This is a genomic window from Blastococcus sp. CT_GayMR20, assembly GCF_004570345.1.
Map to the genome: position 1 here is coordinate 37746 of NZ_SPQM01000004.1, position 26454 is coordinate 64199.

The 26454-nt window shown below is 68.9% G+C and carries 21 protein-coding genes and 1 pseudogene; 13 read left to right on the forward strand and 9 right to left on the reverse strand.

The features are described 5' to 3' along the window. Nucleotides 1–24: 24 nt before the first annotated feature. The 9 genes from E4P40_RS01885 to E4P40_RS01925 form a co-directional block, all read right to left on the reverse strand. Entirely contained in the window at nucleotides 25–960 is a 936-nt protein-coding gene (locus tag E4P40_RS01885) for an NAD-dependent epimerase/dehydratase family protein (RefSeq protein ID WP_135156975.1), read from the reverse strand. Continuing rightward, complete coding sequence (locus tag E4P40_RS01890; RefSeq protein ID WP_135156977.1) at nucleotides 957–2225, reverse strand: nucleotide sugar dehydrogenase; 1269 nt, start codon at nucleotides 2223–2225, stop codon at nucleotides 957–959. The genes E4P40_RS01885 and E4P40_RS01890 overlap by 4 nt, the downstream gene beginning before the upstream one ends. A 26-nt stretch (nucleotides 2226–2251) precedes the next feature. After that, on the reverse strand, nucleotides 2252–2926 hold the full coding sequence (locus E4P40_RS01895) for a NeuD/PglB/VioB family sugar acetyltransferase (RefSeq protein ID WP_209305165.1): 675 nt from the start codon (nucleotides 2924–2926) through the stop codon (nucleotides 2252–2254). Continuing rightward, entirely contained in the window at nucleotides 2923–3594 is a 672-nt protein-coding gene (locus E4P40_RS01900) for a sugar transferase (protein WP_348519632.1), read from the reverse strand. Before E4P40_RS01900 ends, E4P40_RS01895 begins: the two co-directional genes overlap by 4 nt. Continuing rightward, nucleotides 3585–4733, reverse strand: coding sequence for an aminotransferase class I/II-fold pyridoxal phosphate-dependent enzyme (locus E4P40_RS01905; protein WP_245160088.1), 1149 nt, complete (start codon nucleotides 4731–4733; stop codon nucleotides 3585–3587). The genes E4P40_RS01900 and E4P40_RS01905 overlap by 10 nt, the downstream gene beginning before the upstream one ends. Then, nucleotides 4730–6544 carry a nucleoside-diphosphate sugar epimerase/dehydratase gene (locus E4P40_RS01910; protein ID WP_245160089.1) on the reverse strand — a complete coding sequence of 605 codons (1815 nt, stop codon included), beginning with the start codon at nucleotides 6542–6544 and terminating at the stop codon, nucleotides 4730–4732. The genes E4P40_RS01905 and E4P40_RS01910 overlap by 4 nt, the downstream gene beginning before the upstream one ends. A gap of 112 nt (nucleotides 6545–6656) precedes the next feature. After that, a complete protein-coding gene (locus E4P40_RS01915) occupies nucleotides 6657–8132 on the reverse strand; it encodes a polysaccharide biosynthesis tyrosine autokinase (RefSeq protein WP_135156984.1) in 1476 nt (491 codons plus the stop codon). Nucleotides 8133–8385: 253 nt separating this feature from the next. After that, nucleotides 8386–9405: an NrfD/PsrC family molybdoenzyme membrane anchor subunit gene (gene nrfD / locus E4P40_RS01920; protein ID WP_245160090.1), complete on the reverse strand. Its 1020-nt coding sequence runs from the start codon at nucleotides 9403–9405 to the stop codon at nucleotides 8386–8388. A 19-nt stretch (nucleotides 9406–9424) separates the two neighbouring features. After that, the gene (locus E4P40_RS01925) at nucleotides 9425–10483 is read right to left on the reverse strand and encodes a 4Fe-4S dicluster domain-containing protein (protein WP_135156988.1); all 1059 of its coding nucleotides are present in this window, start codon (nucleotides 10481–10483) and stop codon (nucleotides 9425–9427) included. Between the two features lie 127 nt (nucleotides 10484–10610). Here E4P40_RS01925 and E4P40_RS01930 point away from each other — a divergent pair. The 13 genes and pseudogenes from E4P40_RS01930 to E4P40_RS01990 all read left to right on the forward strand — a co-directional run. Continuing rightward, nucleotides 10611–10853 (forward strand): annotated as a pseudogene (locus E4P40_RS01930) (hypothetical protein); the annotation flags it as partial. Beyond that, nucleotides 10850–11908: a 4Fe-4S dicluster domain-containing protein gene (locus tag E4P40_RS01935; protein WP_135156988.1), complete on the forward strand. Its 1059-nt coding sequence runs from the start codon at nucleotides 10850–10852 to the stop codon at nucleotides 11906–11908. The pseudogene E4P40_RS01930 and the gene E4P40_RS01935, both read left to right, overlap by 4 nt. Before the next feature lie 19 nt (nucleotides 11909–11927). Next, complete coding sequence (gene nrfD / locus E4P40_RS01940; RefSeq protein ID WP_245160090.1) at nucleotides 11928–12947, forward strand: NrfD/PsrC family molybdoenzyme membrane anchor subunit; 1020 nt, start codon at nucleotides 11928–11930, stop codon at nucleotides 12945–12947. A gap of 253 nt (nucleotides 12948–13200) precedes the next feature. Continuing rightward, a complete protein-coding gene (locus tag E4P40_RS01945) occupies nucleotides 13201–14676 on the forward strand; it encodes a polysaccharide biosynthesis tyrosine autokinase (protein ID WP_135156984.1) in 1476 nt (491 codons plus the stop codon). A gap of 112 nt (nucleotides 14677–14788) precedes the next feature. Next, nucleotides 14789–16603, forward strand: coding sequence for a nucleoside-diphosphate sugar epimerase/dehydratase (locus tag E4P40_RS01950; protein WP_245160089.1), 1815 nt, complete (start codon nucleotides 14789–14791; stop codon nucleotides 16601–16603). Continuing rightward, on the forward strand, nucleotides 16600–17748 hold the full coding sequence (locus E4P40_RS01955) for an aminotransferase class I/II-fold pyridoxal phosphate-dependent enzyme (protein WP_245160088.1): 1149 nt from the start codon (nucleotides 16600–16602) through the stop codon (nucleotides 17746–17748). The genes E4P40_RS01950 and E4P40_RS01955 overlap by 4 nt, the downstream gene beginning before the upstream one ends. Then, a complete protein-coding gene (locus tag E4P40_RS01960; RefSeq protein ID WP_135156980.1) occupies nucleotides 17745–18410 on the forward strand; it encodes a sugar transferase in 666 nt (221 codons plus the stop codon). The genes E4P40_RS01955 and E4P40_RS01960 overlap by 4 nt, the downstream gene beginning before the upstream one ends. Further along, the gene (locus tag E4P40_RS01965; RefSeq protein WP_209305165.1) at nucleotides 18407–19081 is read left to right on the forward strand and encodes a NeuD/PglB/VioB family sugar acetyltransferase; all 675 of its coding nucleotides are present in this window, start codon (nucleotides 18407–18409) and stop codon (nucleotides 19079–19081) included. The genes E4P40_RS01960 and E4P40_RS01965 overlap by 4 nt, the downstream gene beginning before the upstream one ends. Nucleotides 19082–19107: 26 nt before the next feature. Beyond that, nucleotides 19108–20376, forward strand: coding sequence for a nucleotide sugar dehydrogenase (locus E4P40_RS01970; RefSeq protein ID WP_135156977.1), 1269 nt, complete (start codon nucleotides 19108–19110; stop codon nucleotides 20374–20376). Beyond that, nucleotides 20373–21308, forward strand: a complete 936-nt coding sequence (locus E4P40_RS01975) for an NAD-dependent epimerase/dehydratase family protein (RefSeq protein ID WP_135156975.1) — start codon at nucleotides 20373–20375, stop codon at nucleotides 21306–21308. The genes E4P40_RS01970 and E4P40_RS01975 overlap by 4 nt, the downstream gene beginning before the upstream one ends. Before the next feature lie 49 nt (nucleotides 21309–21357). After that, nucleotides 21358–22449, forward strand: coding sequence for a glycosyltransferase (locus tag E4P40_RS01980; protein WP_135156973.1), 1092 nt, complete (start codon nucleotides 21358–21360; stop codon nucleotides 22447–22449). Then, complete coding sequence (locus tag E4P40_RS01985; protein WP_135156971.1) at nucleotides 22449–23744, forward strand: lipopolysaccharide biosynthesis protein; 1296 nt, start codon at nucleotides 22449–22451, stop codon at nucleotides 23742–23744. The genes E4P40_RS01980 and E4P40_RS01985 overlap by 1 nt, the downstream gene beginning before the upstream one ends. Before the next feature lie 1152 nt (nucleotides 23745–24896). Further along, nucleotides 24897–26363, forward strand: coding sequence for an O-antigen ligase family protein (locus tag E4P40_RS01990; protein ID WP_135156969.1), 1467 nt, complete (start codon nucleotides 24897–24899; stop codon nucleotides 26361–26363). Nucleotides 26364–26454: the final 91 nt, after the last annotated feature.

Genomic DNA, 26454 nt, shown 5'->3' on the forward strand with positions numbered 1-26454 from the left:
TCCGGTGCTCGAACGCCTGGGCGCTCACAGCGTCCGGAACCATTCTACCGTCTGGTGCAGGCCGTCCTTCAGCGGGACGGCGTCGACGTCCGGGAACAGCGACTGCACCTGGCTGCTGCTCGCCTGACTGTCCCGGACGTCGCCGACACGCGGCTCGAGGTGGTCCACGGTGAGCTTCCGACCCAGCTCCGCCTCGAGCAGCTCGATCACGGTCAGCAGGGATGTCCGCGTGCCGAACGCCAAGTTGGTGGGCCCTGCGGTGACGGAACCGACGACGGCTGCGCGGAGGACTTCCACGACGGTGCCCACGAAGGTGAAGTCACGCGTCTGGTGGCCGTCTCCGAACACCTGGAGCGGTTTCCCTGCCAGCGCCGCGCTGACGAAGGCGGGCACCACAGCCGCGTACGCGTGCCCAGCCGCCTGGAGCGGGCCGAAGACGTTGAAGAAGCGGAACGGCAGCACTGGCAGCTGGTAACACTCGGCGTACGCCACCGCGTACTGCTCTGCGGCGAGCTTGGAGACGGCGTACGGACTCATGGGACGTGCCTGGAGGTCCTCCGACTTCGGAATGGCCGGATTCGATCCGTACACGCTCGAGGAGCTCGCGAGGGACACGTGGAGCCCGCCGTGCCTGCGGGCAGCCTCCAGGACTCGGAGGGTGCCGGTGGCGTTCGCCTCGTGGCTGCGCACCGGGTCGACGATGCTCCTGGGCACGGAGGGGACGGCTGCCAGGTGGACTATGTGGCTGCAGCCGGCCGTCGCGGCGTCCAGCGCATCGGTGTCCAGGATGGACCCCCGGTGCACTCGGACCGGCAGTCCGTCCAGGTTGCTCAGGGAACCTGAGGAGAGGTCGTCCAGCACGCGGACCTCTGCGATGTCGGGGTCCTCGCAGAGCCGGCGGCAGAGGTTCGCTCCGATGAAGCCGGCCCCGCCCGTGACCAGGACCGACTCGCCGCTCACAGCACGCTCCAGCGCGGGTCACGCTGCGTCCGTCGCGTGTCGAGGACGAGGGCCTCGCTCAGCAGGTCGAGCTTCAGTACGTCGTGGTCGACCAACAGGACGACGACGTCGGCGGCGCCCACCTGAGCCGCGTCCAGGTCCACCTGTTGCGCCGGAAGGGGCTCGTGCAGCTGCACGACCTCGAGATCGACGAGCGGATCAGCGAAGCGGACGTCGGCCCCGAGAGCGGCGAGCAGCTGAGCCACCCGGACCGAAGGTGACTCGCGGGCGTCGCTGGTGTTCTTCTTGTAGGCCAGACCGACCAGGAGCACGGTCGATCCGTTCACGGCCTTGCGCTCCCGGTTGAGCAGCTCGGTCACGCGCTGGACCACGTAGTCGGGCATGTGGTCGTTGACGTCGTTGGCGAGCTCCACGAAGCGGAACGGCTGGCCCAGCGTGCGCTTCACCTGCCAGGACAGGTACGAGGGATCGATTGGCAGGCAGTGACCGCCGACCCCGGGGCCCGGCGTGAATCTCATGTACCCGAACGGCTTGGTGGACGCGGCGTCGATGGCCTCCCACACATCGATGCCGAGGCCGTGGGCGAAGACCGCCAGCTCGTTCACCAGCGCGATGTTGACGTGGCGGAAGGTGTTCTCGAGCAGCTTGGTCAGCTCTGCCTCCTTCGGGGACCGGACGGGAACCGTCTGCTCCACGATGTCGTCGTAGAAGGCCTTCACCGCCGCTGACGACGGGCCGTCGATCCCGGAGACCACCTTGGGGGTGTTGACCAGCCCGAACACGGGGTTGCCGGGGTCGATGCGCTCGGGGCTGTAACCGAGGCTGAAGTCGCGTCCAGCCACCAGGCCGGACCCCGCTTCAAGGATGGGGGCCAGCAGTTCCTCGGTGGTCCCGGGGTACGTCGTCGACTCGAGGACGACCGTCGCACCCGCCTTCAGCATCGGGGCGAGCGTCCGACCGGACCGCTCGATGTAGGACAGGTCGGGGTTGCCCTCACGCAGCGGCGTCGGGACCGTGATGACCGCGACGTCGAAGTCCTTCGCTGCCCCGTAGTCGTGGCTGGGCCGGTAGCGACCTGTCGCCAGGGCCGACTGGAGCTGCTGCGACGGAATGTCCTCGACGTAGGAGTCGCCGGCCGCCAGCCGATCCATGCGACTGACGTCGACTTCCAGCCCGATGACGTCGTAGCCGACCTCCACCGCCCGCATGGCAAGCGGCAGGCCCACGTACCCCTGTCCGATGACGACGAGCTTTTTGTTCTTCATGACGATCCCCTCAAGTGGTCGCGGAGTCACGCCGCGCCAGACCCGTTTAGTGGCTTTGCGGGAATGCCAACAGCCGTAACATCGGACGGCAAATCTCGCGCCACGACCGCACCTGCCCCGACTGTTGTTCGAGCACCCACGCGTTTCCCTTGGATAACGCACGAGCATGTTCCCAGATTCACCGACTGCTCCAGCAAGACGCTTCCCGAGATGGAGGCGTTCGGATTGACCGTTACATAGTCTTGAAGCACGGCATCGTGCCCGACGGTGACGCCGAGGTTGAGGTGGACATGCCGTCCGAGTCGAACGTTCGTCGTGACAGCAGCACCGGCACAGATGACAACTCCTGGCCCCAACGAGACTAAGTGCTTGCCGAGGGTGGCCGCGGGGTGGACGAGCACCGGAGAGAGCCGACCTGCGGACCGCGCCCAGGTATCGATTTTTCGCCGGACCTCACCGGAGCCGATCGCTATGATGTACTGGACGTCCACTGCGAGCTGATCGAGCTTCTCGACACCACCCCAAAGACGAAGGCCACGTTCCGCGATGAGAGTTTCGTCGGCTGGGCCGTCGTCGAGGAAGCCCACAGGCTCGAACAGTTGCCCGTCCTGGCCGCCGGCGTCGTTGACGGCCTCGATGACGTCATGTACCTCTCGCCCGAAACCACCGGCCCCAATGATTGCGACAGGGATGGCAGTCACGCGTCCTTCTCTAGCGATCGAATGGTCGGATGCTTCCGTGTCGACTCCATCGCAGCGCCCTGTCCCGCGAATTCTGGCATTGTCTCCGTATCACTGGCTGAGATGCCGTGGCGTGTGAGGACGGCGCTGATGGTCGCTCCCAGGATCTGAAGGTCGAGTCGGAGGCTTAGCCGTTCCACGTACTCCACATCGGCCGCGAATTTCTCCTCCCATGTGAGGGCGTTTCGCCCCCTCACCTGCGCAAGCCCAGTAATGCCCGGCCTGACCTCATGGCGTCTCATCTGCGTCGGCGAGTACCGCTCCAGGTATCGCATAAGCAGCGGTCGTGGCCCGACGAGGCTCATCTCCCCACGGAACACATTCCATAAAGTGGGGAGTTCGTCGAGGCTGGTGCTTCTGAGGGTCCGACCCAGCGGTGTCATGCGCTCGACGTCGCTTTCGATTCCCCGGGGTTCTCGCATCGTCCGGAACTTCACGAGTTGGAACGGCTCGCCGTTGCGCCCGGGCCGCTCCTGCCGGAACAGCACTGGTGAACCAACGTCACGACGCACCGCGACTGCGATGGCTGCCATGACTGGAGCGCCAATCAGCAACCCCACGCTCGCCACGACTAGGTCGATGACTCGTTTGACGGGGAGGTAGGCCGAGGGACAAGGGCTCACGCGCACTCCAGGAACTCCGTGACGGCCGCCAGAACGCGATCCACCTGCTCGGGGCCGAGCGCCGAGCCGCTGGGCAGGGTGAGCCCACGCTTGAACAACTGGTCGGCAGCCCCGGTGACCAGCGACCGAGCCTGCGCGAACACCGGCTGGCGGTGCATGGGCTTCCAGAGGGGGCGAGACTCGATGTTCGCGGCGTCCAGGGCCTTGCGGAGATCCTCGGTGGACCACCCTGCCTCGGTCTCGTCGACGAGCACGGCGGTCAGCCAGCAGTTGTCCTGCTCGTCGTTCGCGCGCTGGAAGACGGTCACTCCGGGCACGCCGGCGAATGCCTCGATGTACATCGCGCGCAGCGCGCGGCGCCGGCCGATCATCTCGTCCAGCCGCTCCAACTGCGCGAGACCGAGCGCGGCCAGCACGTTGCTGAGCCGGTAGTTGTAGCCGATCTCGGTGTGCTCGTAGTGCACCGCCGGCTGCCGCGCCTGCGTACTGAGGTAGCGGATCCGGTCTGCCGTCACAGCGTCGTCGGTGAGCAACATCCCGCCGCCGCTGGTCGTCATGATCTTGTTGCCGTTAAATGACAGCGCGGCCATCACGCCGAACGACCCGGCCGGGCGGCCGGCATGGGATGCGCAGAGCGACTCGGCGGCATCGGAGAGCACCGGTACGCCGAACCGCTCGCACAGCGGGTCGATCCGCGTGTAGTCGGCGCAGCGGCCCAGCAGGTCGACCGGTATGACACCAGCAACCGTCGCGCCCTCCGACTGCAACTGGGTGAGCGCCTGCTCCAAGAGGGCTAGGTCGAGGTTGCCGCTGTCGTCGCAGTCGACGAAGAACGGGTCGGCCCCGGTGTAGACCACCGCGTTCGCCGTCGCCGCGAACGTCAGAGTCGGGACGATGACCACGGTCCCCGGCTTCGCGCCGAGCTCCAGCAGCGCCAGGTGCAGCGCCGCCGTTCCCGAGGAGAGGGCTACCGCATGCTGCCGGCCGCACCGCTCGGCGATGGCGGCCTCGAACGCGTCCACCATCGGGCCGAGCGGCGCGATCCAGCCGGAGCGGACCGCCGCGACGACCATCTCCTCCTCGCGCTCGCCGACGTCCGGAGGAGAGAGCAGGACGCGCGTGCGTGCGTCGGGAGTGCCGATCACTGCTGCCCCGCCTGAGCCAGGCGCGTTTCGATGGCATCCACCTGCAGGACCGCCTCGAGCGGCGGGAACGGCCGGGCGAGCCACGACTCCAGGTCGCCCTCGACAGGCGGAACCGGAACGTGGCTGATCAGCGGGTGCACGGGGCGGCTGTCCCGCTCCTCCCTGCCGAACAGCTCCTCGTGCAGCTTTTCGCCCGGCCGCAGGCCGGTGAAGCGGATCTGGATCGGACGGCCCTCCATGGCGATGAGCTGAGCGGCGACATCCGCGATCCGCACCGGCTCGCCCATGTCCAGCACGAGCGCCTCACCGCCGGCGCCCACGGCGCCGGCCTGGATGACCAGCTCCACCGCCTCGGGGATGGTCATGAAGAAGCGCGTCACGTCGGGGTGCGTCACCGTCACCGGGCCGCCGCGCGCGATCTGCGCGGCGAAGGTCTCCAGCACGGAGCCACGGCTACCCAGCACGTTCCCGAACCGCACCGAGAGGAACCGGCCCTCGTTGCGCTGCGCGTAGGTGGCCGTCAGCCGCTCGGCCATCCGCTTCGTGCGCCCCAGCACGTTGACCGGGTCGGCGGCCTTGTCGGTCGAGACATTGATGAAATGGCTCACCCCGACCGCGGTCGCCGCGTCGAGCACGTTGCGGGTGCCGAGGACGTTGGTCTTCCAGCCCTCGCTCGGGTACTGCTCGAGCATGTTGACGTGCTTCAGCGCGGCTGCGTGGAAGACGACGTCGGGCATCCGGCGCAGGAACAGCTCCCGCAGCGCTTCCCCGTCGCGGATGTCGGCGAGGATCGCTTCCGGCAGGTGCAGCTGCGCCTCGCCGTGGATGCTCAGGCTCACCGCGTGCAGGGCCGACTCGTCGCGGTCGAGCATCATGAGCTCGGCCGGCCCGAACTGGTGGATCTGCCGGCAGAGTTCGGAGCCGATCGAGCCGCCGGCGCCGGTGACCAGCACCCGCTTGCCCTTGAGAAAGCCCGCGATCTCGCTGATGTTCGTGTCGATCTGGTGGCGGCCCAGCAGGTCGGCGATGTCGATGTCGCGGACATCGCGGATGCCGATGCGCCGGCTGAGCAGGTCCGACAGTGACGGCAGTACCTTGACCGTGAGGCCTGCTTCGGTGGCGCGCTGGGAGATGTCCCGCACGAGCGCCGAATCTGCCGACGGGAGCGCGAGCACGAGCACCTCGGCATCGGTCGCAACCGCCGCCGGCCCGATGTGCTCCCGGCCGCCGAGCATCCGAACGCCCCGGACGCGGACATGGCGCTTCGCCGGGTCGTCGTCCAACAGACCCACGGGTACATACGGGCTCGCTGGATCGGCGAGCATCGAACGGACCAGCTGGTGCCCGGCGTTGCCGGCGCCGAAGACCAGCGTCGGCTGACCCTGGCGCGGACGCACCGCCCCCTCGCGCTGACTACGGATGGCGAGCCGGTAGGTCAGCATCAGCACGAACGCAACGATGGCGCCGATGAGCGGGACGGACAGCGGCAGCAACCGAGGCATGCCGGCGAAGAGGTCAGCGGCGAAGGCCGCCATGGCAGCAGTAGCCGTCGCTGCCGCGAGGGCCTTGAACTCCTCCGCACTCCCTACCGCATAGCGGCCCTGGTGCAGCCGGAGGACCACCGAGACGGCCAGGAACGCGGCGCCGGCCACCGCGGTGACGGTGAGCAGTCCCGCGAGGCTCACGCGGTCGAGGTCACCGTCGTAGCGTGCCGACGCGAGGAGGGTGAAGCCGACGAGTACGGAGAGCAGGTCGGCCATGACCATGGCGAGGCGAGCGAGCTTCCAGAACGCTCCGGACCTCGAGATCACGGGGCCGACCTCCCACCGGGGCGCAGACCAACGCCGAAGCGCTGAAGGTTGGAACGGCGGACGCATGTAGAACGGATGGGTCCGCCAAAGGTGACGGCGATGATGACGTCGCTCAGAACGGCGCACCCCCGTCGGGGCTCGTCAGTGGGGAGTCGAGCGGGGAGTGGCGCCGCCGGCCGGTGCGCCGGCCGGGGCGGCCACGCTTCGGCTCCGGGATGGGCGCGCGACCCGGGTCCGCCCCGTATCCGTATCCGTAGCCGTAGCCGCGTGCGATGGACGCGGCCTGCGGCACCCGGTTGAGGACGACACCCAGCAGCTTCGCGTCGATCCGGGCCAGTACGGCGGCTGCCTCTTCCAGCTGCTCGCGACGGGTCGAGCCGTATCGGGTCGTGATGACACAGCCGTCCGCTGCCACGCTGAGCACGGCTGCGTCGGTGACCGGCAGGAGCGGCGGGGTGTCGATGACGACGAAGTCGTACTCCTCGCGCAGCGTCGCGAGCACGCCGCGCATGTGGGCGGAGCCCAGCATCTCGCTGGGGTTCGGCGGCATCGGCCCAGCCGCCAGCACCGAGAGCTTGCCGTCCCCCCAGGGCTGCAGCACCTCGTGCAGCTCCGCCGTCCCGGCCAGGACGTTCGTCAGGCCGGCGCCGCCGACGAGCCCCATGTAGCGGGTGACCCGCGGCCGACGCAGGTCGGCCTCGAGCAGGACCACACGGCTGCCCGACTGCGCCAGCGCCGTGGACAGGTTGACTGCGAGCGTCGATTTGCCCTCGCCGGGCACCGAGCTGGCGACGACGATCACCTTGGGCGGGTTGTCGACGTCGAGGAACTGCAGGTTCGTCCGGATGGCACGGAAGGACTCCGCCGTCGGCGAGTGCTCGTCCGCAGCCGTGACGACGTGCTTCTCGTCCAGGCGCGGGTCCTCGAGGACGGTGCCGATGACCCCCATCCCGGTCAGCGCCTGGACGTCGTCGTTCGACTTGACCGTGTTGTCCAGCCGGCTTCGGAGCAGCGCCAGTCCCAGGCCGATGAGTAGACCAAGAACCGCACCCAGCGCGAGATTGCGAGTGACGCTCGGGCTGACTGCAGCTGGTCGAAGCTCTGCGGCTTGGACGATGGTGACCTTGACCGTGGACGCGTCGGCGCCCTCGGGCGTCTCCAACTCGGTCACCTGCTCCGTGAACTGCTCGCTCAGCGACGCGGCGATGTCGCGGGCCCGCTCTGCCGAGGTGTCGGTGACCGTGACTTCGAGGATGACGGTGTCGGGCAGCGCACGCGCAGCGACCTTCGCCGCAACTGCGTCCGGGCTGAGGTCCAGACCGAGGTCGTCGACGACCTGGGCGGCCAGCTGCTCACCGGTCAGGAGCTCGGCATAGGAGGTGACGCGCTGCTGGGAGAAGAGGTTGCCCTGGTAGGCGGCTGAGGTGTCCGTCGTGCCGGCGACCGAGACGAACAACCGCGTCGACGACGAGTACAGCGGCGTCGCTGCCCAGCTGAGCGCGCCCGCGATGACCAGGCCCAGGAGGGTCCCGCTGACGAGGAGCCACCAGCCAGAACGCACCACGTTGAGCACGTCCTTCAGATCCAACTGAGCCCCCGCTCCCAATGAACAGGCCTACCCCCGTTGGAGACCCGCGTCGCCCCGTCGAGCTCAGATGTTTGAGTATCGAACGGCATGCAACGGTACCCGCCAGCACCCATTGGGCGGCACCCCTCAGATGCTTGAAAGTGACGCAATCAACCCGGTCCAGTGAGTGCCGCGGTCCCGATCTCATGCACCGTGATGGGGGCACTACGGAACGCAGTCGTCCGTTTGGAGTCATGCACCCTGCGCTCAACGCTCACCGGGTGACCGAGCGAGCCTCGCTGCTCCCGGCTGCCAGTCGCTCCCGTTGGGGGACGACGGTGTATTTCGGGTCGCGGGCGCTGGCCATGCCGGCGTCGAAGACGCCGAACCGGGTGAGCAGGGAGCCGGCCGCCAAAAGCGTTCCAGACGCAACGGCCCCCAGCCGGGTGCGCCCGGCCACGACGGTCAAGCCGGCGCCAGCAGCGGTGCACGCCTTCGCCGCTCGCATGAAGGTCCCGGCCCGGCCCTCGTGGTACGGCTCGGCCACGATGCTCTCGTCGTTCTCGACCTGGTGCACCACGGCCAGCTCGACCAGAGCCCCCGCGACCGCCATCTTCCGCGCCGGGCCGGCCTCGGCCACCGGAGTGAACACCATGTTCAGGCCCCCGCCCGCGGCCAGCGCCGAGCCGGCGAAGACGAACGGCAGCTTGGTGTGGAAGTCGCGCCACGACGGCACCGCGGTGTTCGCCAGCAGCACCGCGGTGTAGGTCGCCATCGGGCCACCGAACATCGCGCCGACGATGCCGCCGAAGCGCTTGAGCCGCGGGAACCAGCCGAGCAGCTCGACCGCGGCGGTCGCAGCCGTGGCCGCGCTGAACGGCGACAGGATGTAGGTGCCCATCGACAGCGCGGACGTCGGCTTGAACACCCGCAGCATGTGCAGGAACCGCTCGGGCCGCCCGAGGTCGTGCACGAGGAAGAAGACCGATGCGAGCGAGCCCCCACCCGCGATGAGCCGGCCGGCACGGGTGAGCCTCGGGCGTCCGCTGAGGTCAGCCATCGCGGCGAGGATCGCAGAAGTACCCGACGCTCCGCCGAGGAACAGGTAGAGCGGCACGTCCGGGGTCTTCCACACCGGCGCCTTGATGATCGGGCGCCCGTAGTACGAGGTGAACTCGGCGTCGTCGACCATCGCGACCTCGCCGACGGCCCGCCGTCCGCTGCGCCGGCCGTTCTTCTTCCGCTTCGGCGCAGTCCAGCCGTCCGCCCGGCGCCAGCCTGCGCCAGGGGTCATGAGGCCTTCCGTCATGCCGTCACCGCCTCCGCGACCCGAGGACGGCGGTCAGCGCCACCCCGACGATCATCGCGGCGCCCTGGGCGGCCGCCTTCCACATCGCGGGCATGTCCCGGGCGGGAACGATCGGGTCCGGCGGCAGGCCGTAGACCTCCGGCTCGTCGAGCAGCAGGAAGAACGCGCCGTTGCCCCCCACGCCGTCGTTCTCGTCCCGCCCGTAGAGCCGCGCCGTCTCCACGCCCTGCGACTTCAGCGTCGCGAGCCGGGCGTCCGCCCGTGCCTGCAGCTCGTCGAGGTCGCCGAACTGGATCGACTGCGTGGGGCACGCCGTCGCGCAGGCCGGCTGCAGCCCGTCGGTCAGGCGGTCGTAGCACATCGTGCACTTGAAGACCCGGCCGTCGTCCTTGCGCTGGTCGATGACCCCGTACGGGCAGGACGGCACGCAGTAGCCGCAGCCGTTGCAGATGTCGCCCTGCACGACCACCGTGCCGAACTCGGTGCGGAACAGCGCCCCCGTCGGGCAGGCGTCCAGGCAACCGGCGTGCGTGCAGTGCTTGCACACGTCCGAGCTCATCAGCCAACGGATCTCCCGATCCCCCGACTGCGATGTCTGCGGGTCGAACTCGCTCAGCGCCTCGGCGTTGAGCACGCTGGCCTGTGCCTTGGCCAGGCTGTCGTCCTCCCGCACGTCGACGGCGGGGTCCAGGGTGTCCTGGCGGGCGGCGGGCAGCCCGACGGCCGGCATGGGCAGGTCGACCGTGCGCACCTGCTCGATGAAGGCCACGTGCCGCCAGGTGTTGGCCCCGAGCTGACCGGTGTTGTCGTACGACATCCCGGACAACCCGATCGCGTCGCGCTTGCCGTGCGAGTCGTCCATCGGGAGCGTGTTCCACTCCTTGCAGGCGACCTCGCACGACTTGCAGCCGATGCAGACCGACGTGTCGGTGAAGAAGCCCACCCGCGGCGGGTGCTCCGGCTCGTAGCCGTCCACCGCCTGGACGTCGGGCAGCGGCCCGAACAGCCGGTTGTTCGGGTCGTTCTCTTTGAGACCAGGGCTCGCCGAGCTCACGGTGGTCATGCCAGCTCCCCTGCCGTCGTCGGCTCCGGTTCGACGGGTGCCCGGCCGCCCACCGGGATGGCGCCGGACTGCATCCCGGCCCGCCGGCGGTACTCCTCGAGGAACTCCAGGAGCTCGGGGCCCGCGGGGAGTCTCGACCGGCGACTCGGGCAACGACCTGCTGGGCATCGTCCTGGATCCGAACACCCACATCCAGGAGAGCAAGGTGTCGACCTGCGACATCCGACCGGGACGCCGCCCGCGCGGCCCCGAGCTCCTGGAGTTCCTCGAGGAGTACCGCCGGCGGGCCGGGATGCAGTCCGGCGCCATCCCGGTGGGCGGCCGGGCACCCGTCGAACCGGAGCCGACGACGGCAGGGGAGCTGGCATGACCACCGTGAGCTCGGCGAGCCCTGGTCTCAAAGAGAACGACCCGAACAACCGGCTGTTCGGGCCGCTGCCCGACGTCCAGGCGGTGGACGGCTACGAGCCGGAGCACCCGCCGCGGGTGGGCTTCTTCACCGACACGTCGGTCTGCATCGGCTGCAAGTCGTGCGAGGTCGCCTGCAAGGAGTGGAACACGCTCCCGATGGACGACTCGCACGGCAAGCGCGACGCGATCGGGTTGTCCGGGATGTCGTACGACAACACCGGTCAGCTCGGGGCCAACACCTGGCGGCACGTGGCCTTCATCGAGCAGGTGCGCACGGTCGACCTGCCCATGCCGGCCGTCGGGCTGCCCGCCGCCCGCCAGGACACCCTGGACCCCGCCGTCGACGTGCGGGAGGACGACAGCCTGGCCAAGGCACAGGCCAGCGTGCTCAACGCCGAGGCGCTGAGCGAGTTCGACCCGCAGACATCGCAGTCGGGGGATCGGGAGATCCGTTGGCTGATGAGCTCGGACGTGTGCAAGCACTGCACGCACGCCGGTTGCCTGGACGCCTGCCCGACGGGGGCGCTGTTCCGCACCGAGTTCGGCACGGTGGTCGTGCAGGGCGACATCTGCAACGGCTGCGGCTACTGCGTGCCGTCCTGCCCGTACGGGGTCATCGACCAGCGCAAGGACGACGGCCGGGTCTTCAAGTGCACGATGTGCTACGACCGCCTGACCGACGGGCTGCAGCCGGCCTGCGCGACGGCGTGCCCCACGCAGTCGATCCAGTTCGGCGACCTCGACGAGCTGCAGGCACGGGCGGACGCCCGGCTCGCGACGCTGAAGTCGCAGGGCGTGGAGACGGCGCGGCTCTACGGGCGGGACGAGAACGACGGCGTGGGGGGCAACGGCGCGTTCTTCCTGCTGCTCGACGAGCCGGAGGTCTACGGCCTGCCGCCGGACCCGATCGTTCCCGCCCGGGACATGCCCGCGATGTGGAAGGCGGCCGCCCAGGGCGCCGCGATGATCGTCGGGGTGGCGCTGACCGCCGTCCTCGGGTCGCGGAGGCGGTGACGGCATGACGGAAGGCCTCATGACCCCTGGCGCAGGCTGGCGCCGGGCGGACGGCTGGACTGCGCCGAAGCGGAAGAAGAACGGCCGGCGCAGCGGACGGCGGGCCGTCGGCGAGGTCGCGATGGTCGACGACGCCGAGTTCACCTCGTACTACGGGCGCCCGATCATCAAGGCGCCGGTGTGGAAGACCCCGGACGTGCCGCTCTACCTGTTCCTCGGCGGAGCGTCGGGTACTTCTGCGATCCTCGCCGCGATGGCTGACCTCAGCGGACGCCCGAGGCTCACCCGTGCCGGCCGGCTCATCGCGGGTGGGGGCTCGCTCGCATCGGTCTTCTTCCTCGTGCACGACCTCGGGCGGCCCGAGCGGTTCCTGCACATGCTGCGGGTGTTCAAGCCGACGTCCGCGCTGTCGATGGGCACCTACATCCTGTCGCCGTTCAGCGCGGCCACGGCTGCGACCGCCGCGGTCGAGCTGCTCGGCTGGTTCCCGCGGCTCAAGCGCTTCGGCGGCATCGTCGGCGCGATGTTCGGTGGCCCGATGGCGACCTACACCGCGGTGCTGCTGGCGAACACCGCGGTGCCGTCGTGGCGCGACTTCCACACCAAGCTGCCGTTCGTCTTCGCCGGCTCGGCGCTGGCCGCGGGCGGGGGCCTGAACATGGTGTTCACTCCGGTGGCCGAGGCCGGCCCGGCGCGGAAGATGGCGGTCGCGGGGGCTCTGGTCGAGCTGGCCGTGGTGCACCAGGTCGAGAACGACGAGAGCATCGTGGCCGAGCCGTACCACGAGGGCCGGGCCGGGACCTTCATGCGAGCGGCGAAGGCGTGCACCGCTGCTGGCGCCGGCTTGACCGTCGTGGCCGGGCGCACCCGGCTGGGGGCCGTTGCGTCTGGAACGCTTTTGGCGGCCGGCTCCCTGCTCACCCGGTTCGGCGTCTTCGACGCCGGCATGGCCAGCGCCCGCGACCCGAAATACACCGTCGTCCCCCAACGGGAGCGACTGGCAGCCGGGAGCAGCGAGGCTCGCTCGGTCACCCGGTGAGCGTTGAGCGCAGGGTGCATGACTCCAAACGGACGACTGCGTTCCGTAGTGCCCCCATCACGGTGCATGAGATCGGGACCGCGGCACTCACTGGACCGGGTTGATTGCGTCACTTTCAAGCATCTGAGGGGTGCCGCCCAATGGGTGCTGGCGGGTACCGTTGCATGCCGTTCGATACTCAAACATCTGAGCTCGACGGGGCGACGCGGGTCTCCAACGGGGGTAGGCCTGTTCATTGGGAGCGGGGGCTCAGTTGGATCTGAAGGACGTGCTCAACGTGGTGCGTTCTGGCTGGTGGCTCCTCGTCAGCGGGACCCTCCTGGGCCTGGTCATCGCGGGCGCGCTCAGCTGGGCAGCGACGCCGCTGTACTCGTCGTCGACGCGGTTGTTCGTCTCGGTCGCCGGCACGACGGACACCTCAGCCGCCTACCAGGGCAACCTCTTCTCCCAGCAGCGCGTCACCTCCTATGCCGAGCTCCTGACCGGTGAGCAGCTGGCCGCCCAGGTCGTCGACGACCTCGGTCTGGACCTCAGCCCGGACGCAGTTGCGGCGAAGGTCGCTGCGCGTGCGCTGCCCGACACCGTCATCCTCGAAGTCACGGTCACCGACACCTCGGCAGAGCGGGCCCGCGACATCGCCGCGTCGCTGAGCGAGCAGTTCACGGAGCAGGTGACCGAGTTGGAGACGCCCGAGGGCGCCGACGCGTCCACGGTCAAGGTCACCATCGTCCAAGCCGCAGAGCTTCGACCAGCTGCAGTCAGCCCGAGCGTCACTCGCAATCTCGCGCTGGGTGCGGTTCTTGGTCTACTCATCGGCCTGGGACTGGCGCTGCTCCGAAGCCGGCTGGACAACACGGTCAAGTCGAACGACGACGTCCAGGCGCTGACCGGGATGGGGGTCATCGGCACCGTCCTCGAGGACCCGCGCCTGGACGAGAAGCACGTCGTCACGGCTGCGGACGAGCACTCGCCGACGGCGGAGTCCTTCCGTGCCATCCGGACGAACCTGCAGTTCCTCGACGTCGACAACCCGCCCAAGGTGATCGTCGTCGCCAGCTCGGTGCCCGGCGAGGGCAAATCGACGCTCGCAGTCAACCTGTCCACGGCGCTGGCGCAGTCGGGCAGCCGTGTGGTCCTGCTCGAGGCCGACCTGCGTCGGCCGCGGGTCACCCGCTACATGGGGCTCGTCGGCGGCGCCGGCCTGACGAACGTCCTGGCCGGGACGGCGGAGCTGCACGAGGTGCTGCAGCCCTGGGGGGACGGCAAGCTCTCGGTGCTGGCGGCTGGGCCGATGCCGCCGAACCCCAGCGAGATGCTGGGCTCCGCCCACATGCGCGGCGTGCTCGCGACGCTGCGCGAGGAGTACGACTTCGTCGTCATCGACACCCCGCCGCTCCTGCCGGTCACCGACGCAGCCGTGCTCAGCGTGGCAGCGGACGGCTGTGTCATCACGACCCGATACGGCTCGACCCGTCGCGAGCAGCTGGAAGAGGCAGCCGCCGTACTGGCCCGGATCGACGCGAAGCTGCTGGGTGTCGTCCTCAACCGGGTGCCGCAGGCCGCGTCCATCGCACGCGGCTACGGCTACGGATACGGATACGGGGCGGACCCGGGTCGCGCGCCCATCCCGGAGCCGAAGCGTGGCCGCCCCGGCCGGCGCACCGGCCGGCGGCGCCACTCCCCGCTCGACTCCCCACTGACGAGCCCCGACGGGGGTGCGCCGTTCTGAGCGACGTCATCATCGCCGTCACCTTTGGCGGACCCATCCGTTCTACATGCGTCCGCCGTTCCAACCTTCAGCGCTTCGGCGTTGGTCTGCGCCCCGGTGGGAGGTCGGCCCCGTGATCTCGAGGTCCGGAGCGTTCTGGAAGCTCGCTCGCCTCGCCATGGTCATGGCCGACCTGCTCTCCGTACTCGTCGGCTTCACCCTCCTCGCGTCGGCACGCTACGACGGTGACCTCGACCGCGTGAGCCTCGCGGGACTGCTCACCGTCACCGCGGTGGCCGGCGCCGCGTTCCTGGCCGTCTCGGTGGTCCTCCGGCTGCACCAGGGCCGCTATGCGGTAGGGAGTGCGGAGGAGTTCAAGGCCCTCGCGGCAGCGACGGCTACTGCTGCCATGGCGGCCTTCGCCGCTGACCTCTTCGCCGGCATGCCTCGGTTGCTGCCGCTGTCCGTCCCGCTCATCGGCGCCATCGTTGCGTTCGTGCTGATGCTGACCTACCGGCTCGCCATCCGTAGTCAGCGCGAGGGGGCGGTGCGTCCGCGCCAGGGTCAGCCGACGCTGGTCTTCGGCGCCGGCAACGCCGGGCACCAGCTGGTCCGTTCGATGCTCGCCGATCCAGCGAGCCCGTATGTACCCGTGGGTCTGTTGGACGACGACCCGGCGAAGCGCCATGTCCGCGTCCGGGGCGTTCGGATGCTCGGCGGCCGGGAGCACATCGGGCCGGCGGCGGTTGCGACCGATGCCGAGGTGCTCGTGCTCGCGCTCCCGTCGGCAGATTCGGCGCTCGTGCGGGACATCTCCCAGCGCGCCACCGAAGCAGGCCTCACGGTCAAGGTACTGCCGTCACTGTCGGACCTGCTCAGCCGGCGCATCGGCATCCGCGATGTCCGCGACATCGACATCGCCGACCTGCTGGGCCGCCACCAGATCGACACGAACATCAGCGAGATCGCGGGCTTTCTCAAGGGCAAGCGGGTGCTGGTCACCGGCGCCGGCGGCTCGATCGGCTCCGAACTCTGCCGGCAGATCCACCAGTTCGGGCCGGCCGAGCTCATGATGCTCGACCGCGACGAGTCGGCCCTGCACGCGGTGAGCCTGAGCATCCACGGCGAGGCGCAGCTGCACCTGCCGGAAGCGATCCTCGCCGACATCCGCGACGGGGAAGCGCTGCGGGAGCTGTTCCTGCGCCGGATGCCCGACGTCGTCTTCCACGCAGCCGCGCTGAAGCACGTCAACATGCTCGAGCAGTACCCGAGCGAGGGCTGGAAGACCAACGTCCTCGGCACCCGCAACGTGCTCGACGCGGCGACCGCGGTCGGGGTGAGCCATTTCATCAATGTCTCGACCGACAAGGCCGCCGACCCGGTCAACGTGCTGGGGCGCACGAAGCGGATGGCCGAGCGGCTGACGGCCACCTACGCGCAGCGCAACGAGGGCCGGTTCCTCTCGGTGCGGTTCGGGAACGTGCTGGGTAGCCGTGGCTCCGTGCTGGAGACCTTCGCCGCGCAGATCGCGCGCGGCGGCCCGGTGACGGTGACGCACCCCGACGTGACGCGCTTCTTCATGACCATCCCCGAGGCGGTGGAGCTGGTCATCCAGGCCGGCGCCGTGGGCGCCGGCGGTGAGGCGCTCGTGCTGGACATGGGCGAGCCGGTGCGGATCGCGGATGTCGCCGCTCAGCTCATCGCCATGGAGGGCCGTCCGATCCAGATCCGCTTCACCGGCCTGCGGCCGGGCGAAAAGCTGCACGAGGAGCTGTTCGGCAGGGAGGAGCGGGACAGCCGCCCCGTGCACCCGCTGATCAGCCACGTTCCGGTTCCGCCTGTCGAGGGCGACCTGGAGTCGTGGCTCGCCCGGCCGTTCCCGCCGCTCGAGGCGGTCCTGCAGGTGGATGCCATCGAAACGCGCCTGGCTCAGGCGGGGCAGCAGTGATCGGCACTCCCGACGCACGCACGCGCGTCCTGCTCTCTCCTCCGGACGTCGGCGAGCGCGAGGAGGAGATGGTCGTCGCGGCGGTCCGCTCCGGCTGGATCGCGCCGCTCGGCCCGATGGTGGACGCGTTCGAGGCCGCCATCGCCGAGCGGTGCGGCCGGCAGCATGCGGTAGCCCTCTCCTCGGGAACGGCGGCGCTGCACCTGGCGCTGCTGGAGCTCGGCGCGAAGCCGGGGACCGTGGTCATCGTCCCGACTCTGACGTTCGCGGCGACGGCGAACGCGGTGGTCTACACCGGGGCCGACCCGTTCTTCGTCGACTGCGACGACAGCGGCAACCTCGACCTAGCCCTCTTGGAGCAGGCGCTCACCCAGTTGCAGTCGGAGGGCGCGACGGTTGCTGGTGTCATACCGGTCGACCTGCTGGGCCGCTGCGCCGACTACACGCGGATCGACCCGCTGTGCGAGCGGTTCGGCGTACCGGTGCTCTCCGATGCCGCCGAGTCGCTCTGCGCATCCCATGCCGGCCGCCCGGCCGGGTCGTTCGGCGTGATGGCCGCGCTGTCATTTAACGGCAACAAGATCATGACGACCAGCGGCGGCGGGATGTTGCTCACCGACGACGCTGTGACGGCAGACCGGATCCGCTACCTCAGTACGCAGGCGCGGCAGCCGGCGGTGCACTACGAGCACACCGAGATCGGCTACAACTACCGGCTCAGCAACGTGCTGGCCGCGCTCGGTCTCGCGCAGTTGGAGCGGCTGGACGAGATGATCGGCCGGCGCCGCGCGCTGCGCGCGATGTACATCGAGGCATTCGCCGGCGTGCCCGGAGTGACCGTCTTCCAGCGCGCGAACGACGAGCAGGACAACTGCTGGCTGACCGCCGTGCTCGTCGACGAGACCGAGGCAGGGTGGTCCACCGAGGATCTCCGCAAGGCCCTGGACGCCGCGAACATCGAGTCTCGCCCCCTCTGGAAGCCCATGCACCGCCAGCCGGTGTTCGCGCAGGCTCGGTCGCTGGTCACCGGGGCTGCCGACCAGTTGTTCAAGCGTGGGCTCACCCTGCCCAGCGGCTCGGCGCTCGGCCCCGAGCAGGTGGATCGCGTTCTGGCGGCCGTCACGGAGTTCCTGGAGTGCGCGTGAGCCCTTGTCCCTCGGCCTACCTCCCCGTCAAACGAGTCATCGACCTAGTCGTGGCGAGCGTGGGGTTGCTGATTGGCGCTCCAGTCATGGCAGCCATCGCAGTCGCGGTGCGTCGTGACGTTGGTTCACCAGTGCTGTTCCGGCAGGAGCGGCCCGGGCGCAACGGCGAGCCGTTCCAACTCGTGAAGTTCCGGACGATGCGAGAACCCCGGGGAATCGAAAGCGACGTCGAGCGCATGACACCGCTGGGTCGGACCCTCAGAAGCACCAGCCTCGACGAACTCCCCACTTTATGGAATGTGTTCCGTGGGGAGATGAGCCTCGTCGGGCCACGACCGCTGCTTATGCGATACCTGGAGCGGTACTCGCCGACGCAGATGAGACGCCATGAGGTCAGGCCGGGCATTACTGGGCTTGCGCAGGTGAGGGGGCGAAACGCCCTCACATGGGAGGAGAAATTCGCGGCCGATGTGGAGTACGTGGAACGGCTAAGCCTCCGACTCGACCTTCAGATCCTGGGAGCGACCATCAGCGCCGTCCTCACACGCCACGGCATCTCAGCCAGTGATACGGAGACAATGCCAGAATTCGCGGGACAGGGCGCTGCGATGGAGTCGACACGGAAGCATCCGACCATTCGATCGCTAGAGAAGGACGCGTGACTGCCATCCCTGTCGCAATCATTGGGGCCGGTGGTTTCGGGCGAGAGGTACATGACGTCATCGAGGCCGTCAACGACGCCGGCGGCCAGGACGGGCAACTGTTCGAGCCTGTGGGCTTCCTCGACGACGGCCCAGCCGACGAAACTCTCATCGCGGAACGTGGCCTTCGTCTTTGGGGTGGTGTCGAGAAGCTCGATCAGCTCGCAGTGGACGTCCAGTACATCATAGCGATCGGCTCCGGTGAGGTCCGGCGAAAAATCGATACCTGGGCGCGGTCCGCAGGTCGGCTCTCTCCGGTGCTCGTCCACCCCGCGGCCACCCTCGGCAAGCACTTAGTCTCGTTGGGGCCAGGAGTTGTCATCTGTGCCGGTGCTGCTGTCACGACGAACGTTCGACTCGGACGGCATGTCCACCTCAACCTCGGCGTCACCGTCGGGCACGATGCCGTGCTTCAAGACTATGTAACGGTCAATCCGAACGCCTCCATCTCGGGAAGCGTCTTGCTGGAGCAGTCGGTGAATCTGGGAACATGCTCGTGCGTTATCCAAGGGAAACGCGTGGGTGCTCGAACAACAGTCGGGGCAGGTGCGGTCGTGGCGCGAGATTTGCCGTCCGATGTTACGGCTGTTGGCATTCCCGCAAAGCCACTAAACGGGTCTGGCGCGGCGTGACTCCGCGACCACTTGAGGGGATCGTCATGAAGAACAAAAAGCTCGTCGTCATCGGACAGGGGTACGTGGGCCTGCCGCTTGCCATGCGGGCGGTGGAGGTCGGCTACGACGTCATCGGGCTGGAAGTCGACGTCAGTCGCATGGATCGGCTGGCGGCCGGCGACTCCTACGTCGAGGACATTCCGTCGCAGCAGCTCCAGTCGGCCCTGGCGACAGGTCGCTACCGGCCCAGCCACGACTACGGGGCAGCGAAGGACTTCGACGTCGCGGTCATCACGGTCCCGACGCCGCTGCGTGAGGGCAACCCCGACCTGTCCTACATCGAGCGGTCCGGTCGGACGCTCGCCCCGATGCTGAAGGCGGGTGCGACGGTCGTCCTCGAGTCGACGACGTACCCCGGGACCACCGAGGAACTGCTGGCCCCCATCCTTGAAGCGGGGTCCGGCCTGGTGGCTGGACGCGACTTCAGCCTCGGTTACAGCCCCGAGCGCATCGACCCCGGCAACCCCGTGTTCGGGCTGGTCAACACCCCCAAGGTGGTCTCCGGGATCGACGGCCCGTCGTCAGCGGCGGTGAAGGCCTTCTACGACGACATCGTGGAGCAGACGGTTCCCGTCCGGTCCCCGAAGGAGGCAGAGCTGACCAAGCTGCTCGAGAACACCTTCCGCCACGTCAACATCGCGCTGGTGAACGAGCTGGCGGTCTTCGCCCACGGCCTCGGCATCGATGTGTGGGAGGCCATCGACGCCGCGTCCACCAAGCCGTTCGGGTACATGAGATTCACGCCGGGCCCCGGGGTCGGCGGTCACTGCCTGCCAATCGATCCCTCGTACCTGTCCTGGCAGGTGAAGCGCACGCTGGGCCAGCCGTTCCGCTTCGTGGAGCTCGCCAACGACGTCAACGACCACATGCCCGACTACGTGGTCCAGCGCGTGACCGAGCTGCTCAACCGGGAGCGCAAGGCCGTGAACGGATCGACCGTGCTCCTGGTCGGTCTGGCCTACAAGAAGAACACCAGCGACGCCCGCGAGTCACCTTCGGTCCGGGTGGCTCAGCTGCTCGCCGCTCTCGGGGCCGACGTCCGCTTCGCTGATCCGCTCGTCGATCTCGAGGTCGTGCAGCTGCACGAGCCCCTTCCGGCGCAACAGGTGGACCTGGACGCGGCTCAGGTGGGCGCCGCCGACGTCGTCGTCCTGTTGGTCGACCACGACGTACTGAAGCTCGACCTGCTGAGCGAGGCCCTCGTCCTCGACACGCGACGGACGCAGCGTGACCCGCGCTGGAGCGTGCTGTGAGCGGCGAGTCGGTCCTGGTCACGGGCGGGGCCGGCTTCATCGGAGCGAACCTCTGCCGCCGGCTCTGCGAGGACCCCGACATCGCAGAGGTCCGCGTGCTGGACGACCTCTCCTCAGGTTCCCTGAGCAACCTGGACGGACTGCCGGTCCGAGTGCACCGGGGGTCCATCCTGGACACCGATGCGCTGGACGCCGCGACGGCCGGCTGCAGCCACATAGTCCACCTGGCAGCCGTCCCCTCCGTGCCCAGGAGCATCGTCGACCCGGTGCGCAGCCACGAGGCGAACGCCACCGGCACCCTCCGAGTCCTGGAGGCTGCCCGCAGGCACGGCGGGCTCCACGTGTCCCTCGCGAGCTCCTCGAGCGTGTACGGATCGAATCCGGCCATTCCGAAGTCGGAGGACCTCCAGGCACGTCCCATGAGTCCGTACGCCGTCTCCAAGCTCGCCGCAGAGCAGTACGCGGTGGCGTACGCCGAGTGTTACCAGCTGCCAGTGCTGCCGTTCCGCTTCTTCAACGTCTTCGGCCCGCTCCAGGCGGCTGGGCACGCGTACGCGGCTGTGGTGCCCGCCTTCGTCAGCGCGGCGCTGGCAGGGAAACCGCTCCAGGTGTTCGGAGACGGCCACCAGACGCGTGACTTCACCTTCGTGGGCACCGTCGTGGAAGTCCTCCGCGCAGCCGTCGTCGGTTCCGTCACCGCAGGGCCCACCAACTTGGCGTTCGGCACGCGGACATCCCTGCTGACCGTGATCGAGCTGCTCGAGGCGGAGCTGGGTCGGAAGCTCACCGTGGACCACCTCGAGCCGCGTGTCGGCGACGTCCGGGACAGTCAGGCGAGCAGCAGCCAGGTGCAGTCGCTGTTCCCGGACGTCGACGCCGTCCCGCTGAAGGACGGCCTGCACCAGACGGTAGAATGGTTCCGGACGCTGTGAGCGCCCAGGCGTTCGAGCACCGGAGGCTCGCGCTTCCGGAAGGACATCGATGAGGATTGCCGTGCTGGTGCCCACGATGGGCGGCGGCGGCGCGGAACGCCAGATCCAGCTGCTCACCGAGCACCTGCCCGCCTTCGGCCATGACGTCTGCGTCATCACGATGCGCTCGCTGGGGCAGGGGAGCGTCGAGCACCCCTTGCCGACCGGCACCCAGCGGATCCGGCTCGACTTCACGGGCCGCCAACTCCTGTCCAGCCCCGCGAAACTGCGCCGCTTCCTGCGCACCTGGCGGGCTGACGCGCTTCTCGCCTTCAACGGACCAGCGGTGCTCGCTGCTCGCGTCACGACCGTCGGCACTCGCCTCCCGCTGATCTCCTGCGTCGGGACCTCCGCCCTGCCCAGTGGACCGCGTCGTCTCCTGATGCGGATCAGCCGGCGGGCGGATGCCATGACGGTGTTCAACGCCTCCCAGTCGCTGGAGAAGTACGCCGCGGCGGGCCTCAGCGATCCGCAGCGGTCGCAAGTGATCCACAACGCCCTCGCAGACACCGTCCCGGCGACGGTCAGGCCGAGGCAGGCGGCTAGCCCCTTCCGATGGATCGCGGTGGGCCGGCTGACGGACGCCAAGGGCTACGACCTGCTGGTCGAGTCGATGTCCCAGCTGATCCAGGCCGGTCATCTCGCCACCCTGGACATCTTCGGCGAGGGCCCGGGCGCCCAGGCACTGGAGCGCCTGATCGAAGACCGGCAATTGGGCCACGCGATCCACCTGCGCGGTTTCACCTTCGACTGGCACAGCTCCCTCGACGACTACGACGGCTTCGTCCTCAGCTCGCGGTGGGAGGGCTCCCCCAACGCTGCTCTGGAAGCCCTGGCGTGCGGCATGCCCATGGTCGCCAGCGACGTCGGGGACCTGGCCGAGCTCCTGCCCGAGGGCCGGTTGGCGCCACCGGGAGACAGCGCCGCGTTGGCTGAGCGCATGCGCGCCCTTATGGGCACCGACGCGGCGCTGCGCACCGAGGAGGCACTCGCGGCGCAGCAGGCGACATGCGCGCGCCACGACCTCACTCCGGTGATGCAGCGATGGCACGAGGCGCTGCAGCGCCTCGTCGAGGAGAAGTCGCGCGGGACGCTCCGCTGATGGAGCGGAACCGGCGAGAACCAGTTGCCGGACGGCCCGCCGCCTCGAAGCTGCTCCAGGCGACAAGACGCGCCGGGTTCACGATGGGCGCCGGGCGGCTTGTGGTCGCCGCGTTGGGCCTCGCCGCGACCCCGCTGCTCACGCGCCTTCTTAGCCCGGTGGAGTACGGGACGTTCGTCCTCGTGATCACCGCCGTATCGATCGGCTCGACCGTGCCGTCGCAGTGGCTCGACGCGGCGGTGCTCCGCTTCGCGCCAGCGGAGGATCCCAGTCGGCTGCACCGGGCGACGGTCACCGCCTGGTTGCGCAACGCTCCCGTCGTGGCGTTGCTGACAGGTGCCATCGCTGCCGTCACGCTTGGCAGCGCATGGCTGACCGTCGCCTTCTGCGTCGCCTACGCGCTCGCGGAATCCGCCTTCACCACCAGGTGGATCCTCCTGAGAGCCCGCATCCTCCCGCGAGCGTTCATCGTCGCAGGCGTGCTGCGGAACGGGGCGTTCGTCCTCATCGTCGCCCTGACGGGTGCACTCGCCGATGACGTCCAGCTCAGCTGGATCCTGGGCGGGATCCTGGCCTCGAGCCTGTTGGCGACGGCGTCGACGTGGCGGGCCGTGTCGGGGCCCCACTCCCGGCGCGCGGACCTGCAGCCCTGGTGGCAGTACGGCCGCCCGCTCATCCTCAACTACGGGCTCAGCCTCTCGATGCTCTACGTCGACCGGTTCATCCTGCTGGCGTTGCGCGGCAAGGAGGAGGTTGCCCTCTACGCCCCGACGTTCGACATCCTGTGCGGCGTCATCACCCTGGTGACGGGTCTGGTGGGCCTGGTCGCCGTCCCCAGGCTCTTCGCCCAGCTGGAGTCCCAAGATCGGCAGGCGCATCTGCGCTTGCTCCGCCGCCGGGCGGCCCTGTCGAGTGCGGCCGTGTGCGTGCTGCTGTTCGCAGCCTGGCCGGCGCTCTCCGTGGTGATGATCGGAGAGGACCTCCGTCTGGGTGACCCGCTGACGGTCGGGCTGCTCATCGGGGCGTTCGGCTTGACGGCCTATCGCTACCAGTACGTCAACATCGTGGCTCAGCTGCACCACAACACGAACGTGCAGACACGCGTCACGGCCCTCGCCCTGGCAACGAGCGTGGCCGCCAACAGCGTCTTGATTCCGTCCTTCGGTCTGCGTGGTGCCGCTGCCTCGGCGGCCCTGTCCGCTTCGGTGGCCGTGCTCGTCGGGGTCTGGGCGAACGCCCGGTCGCGCCCGCAGCACGCGCAGAGACGTGATGAGCCACACCCCACGTCGAGGTGAGAGGCTGCCTCGCATGGTGAGTAACACGTGGGAGGGGCGGCTGGAAGCCGGGCAGCTGTCTACGCCGAGTCCCTGGCCCGCGCTCTCGGCTGGCAGTGGCGGCACATCGAGCTGACACCCGCCCTGCTGCGACGGAACCTCCTGCTCATGGCGGACGCTGGCGCCGAGGTTTCGCCCCTGCACCTGCACGGTCTGCCTGACGTCGCTCAGATGGATGACCTGCACCTGGTCGTCGCGGGCACCTACGGGGACTCCATCGGCCGGGTTGAGTACTCCGGGAGGCACATCTCGGCCCTGCCAGCGACCAAGCCGCGGGTCGTGGATCCCTTCGGAGTCTTTCCAGCCCTCAACACCCGGTCGCTGCGCACGGCCCTGCGCGGCGAGTCGACCGCGTGGCGACCGTCAGCCGGGACTCGAGAGGAGTGGCAGCCCCGGGAGCTGGAGCAGCAACGGCACTACTTGCGCCGGCTGCTGCAGGTCACCATGTCGTCCGCGCTCCATCCCCTTTTCGCTGTACCAGGCGTTCACCGCCCCTCCGGTGTACTCGGCCATGTGGCAGCTGCCGCCGCAGCAGCGCGGTGACGTGCACTACCGCACGCTGCTCGCCGAGCTGCACCCTGCCTTGAGGGACGTCCCGTGGTCCCGCACAGGCACGCGGTACGACGGAGTCCGGGACACAAGTGCTGATCGCCTGCGCTCGAGGCAACACAAGTACGGCGAGTGGCTGCGCGGCGAGACCGGCTCGACCGTCGAGTCACTGGTCGTGGACTCTCCCCTGGGCAGGCACAGCGCATACGCGCGCCCACTCCGGGCGGGACTTCGCAACTGGCGGAGGACGAAGACCTCCGACTACACGCGTCTCGATCTACTCTTCGCGTGGCTCGGTTCGCTCGGCAGCATGTCGAACCGCTACGCGCTCGACGTGCCGGGCGCGTCCTCTGGGAGAGTGTCAGCCTACCCCGTAGGTCGCGCATACCAGACGGCCTATCGACTCGCCAAGGACGCTCGGCCACATGAGGCAGCGCCGGCACCGGCGCGCGACCCCTCAGACGGCCTGACCGCGCCGTCAGCTCAGCCTCGGGCCCTGTGGCAACGGTCGTCCCTCGAGCAACGACAGCCGGAGACCGGAGCGGCGTCCACAGACGTTTCGCGATGACCTCGGGCTACGGTGCCGGGATGACAGGGCAGCGGATCTTCTTGGCCGGGGTGTTCCTCACGCCGTTCATGCGGGTGCTCGTTCTGCCCGGTGTGGGGTTCAGCGTCGGGGACGCTCTTCTTATCGCCGGTGCGCTTGTGGTCCTGTTCAAGCGGGTGCCCAGGCGACCGCCACGGCGCCGCAGCGGCGTGTGGTTCACGGTCTTCGCGATCCCTGGCGCCTTGCTGGTCGTTGGGACGCTCGCCTCCGCCCTGTTCAACCAAATGGCGTCGTCGGCAGCCACAATCGCTCTGACCAGCCAGTACGCGGTCGGCTTCTGGCTGTTGCCGGCAGTGCTCACCCAGCAGAGCGAGCGGGAGATCGTCAGCGCTGCGAAGGCGTTCCTCTACGGCCTCGCGGCGTCGGTCATGCTCGGCCTGGGCATCCTGGTGTTCTTGCCTTCGCTCGCTGCCACCCTTACCGAGCAAGGCTGGCTGATTTCGACGTACGCGGGACGGCAGGGCTTGTTCTCGGGCATCGGGGAGTTGTCCAGGATGGCCGCGGCGGCTGTGCCGATCGTCTACTACCTCACAGTCCGGCGGCACATCACGATCCGGAAGGCCATGCTGCTGCTGGGAACCGTTGGGGTGGCGCTCATCATCACGCGCTCGGGCTCCGGGAGCCTGATAGCGATCGCCGCTGTCGCCGTCGTCGCAGTCCTCCACCTGCTGTCTCTGCCGCTCCTTCGCGACCAACTGCAGCGCGGAGTCACGGTTCGAGTGGCGTCGGCCCTCGTCGCGGGCCTGGCGCTGATGTACGGGGTGGTTAGCGAGGTGGACCGTCGCACAGCCAGCACGTATGGACAGGCGTTCACGGAGCGGGTGACGTCTCCGTTGCGCCAAGGCGGTGTCGACTCAGTGGGGAGTGCCGAGATCCGGCTCGACCTGATCGATGAGGGTTGGCGGGTCGTTGGCGACCACATGCTGACGGGCATCGGTCCCGGCCTGTTCATACCAGAGTCGATCTACGCCCAAGGTGTGCACGTGGTGCCACTGCTGCTGTGGGCCGAGACCGGGATCCTGCCCCTTCTGGGCTGGATCGTCTTCATCGTTGCAGTTGCGGCGGTGGCCCTGGCGAGTCGCAGGAAGGCCCCTGTCGCGGCGGTGTGTGCCCTCGGCGTGCTGACCGCGTTCGTCGGCATCAACTTGACCACCACTTACATGTACCCCCGGGGCTTCCTGCTGCCGCTCATGCTGGCCATCTTCTTGCTCCGCGACCGGGAGTTGGCGGTGGTCGACTCCGAGGACTTGCCGCCGAAACTCGCCGCACGACCCGCTGGACCGGGTGGGTCTGCTGCACCGAGCCGGCGCCTGTCCGACCGCTCGCGGTCATCCGTCGGTACTGGGTCGGGCGTTCGGCGGTCGGAAGCGTCGCGGTCGCGACATGGCAACTCGAAGATCGATAGATCAGACGGGTCCTCGTGAACGTCCAGAGCGCTGGGAACGGCGCGGCCTCGCGAGCTGCGGCGAAGGCGAGGTTGACGTGGTGCTAGTCGTCGAGAATCCGCCCAAGGTA